The organism is Fodinibius salipaludis (assembly GCF_002287075.1).
GTDB classification, from domain to species: domain Bacteria; phylum Bacteroidota; class Rhodothermia; order Balneolales; family Balneolaceae; genus Fodinibius; species Fodinibius salipaludis.
Map to the genome: position 1 here is coordinate 1 of NZ_NSKE01000038.1, position 542 is coordinate 542.

Below are 542 nucleotides of genomic sequence, written 5' to 3' on the forward strand. Positions count from 1 at the left end.
GGCCGCCATTCCGCTGACGGATTTGCTGGCCACTTGCGTGTTGTCGGTGCGATCCCGGAGAGTTACCGTAAATCCATCGGTCGCATCCTTGTTGCCGGTATTACCCACCGTTACCGAAACGTCCACCTGATCTCCCCGAGTAACCTCCGTGGGAGCCTCCATGGCGCTCACTGCAATGTCGGCAACCGGGGTTTCGTTGATATTCACGCTGGTCGTTCGGGAATCGTTGGCTGTGTTCTCGTCGTCAAAATCGTGGCGGGCCTCCAGCTCGTGGCCTCCCAGCGACAATCCCTGGGTATCCCAGCTGAAGGTCAGGGTGGTCGAGGCTCCGGCCGCCATTCCGCTGACGGATTTGCTGGCCACTTGCGTGTTGTCGGTGCGATCCCGGAGAGTTACCGTAAATCCATCGGTCGCATCCTTGTTGCCGGTATTACCCACCGTTACCGAAACGTCCACCTGATCTCCCCGAGTAACCTCCGTGGGAGCCTCCATGGCGCTCACTGCAATGTCGGCAACCGGGGTTTCGTTGATATTCACGCTGG

Annotated in this window: 1 protein-coding gene; it reads right to left on the bottom strand. The window is 59.2% G+C overall.

All coding sequences use genetic code 11. From position 1 onward, the window contains the following. On the bottom strand, positions 1-542 hold a 542-nt coding region (locus tag CK503_RS15935), incomplete at both ends, for a CARDB domain-containing protein (RefSeq protein WP_141239965.1).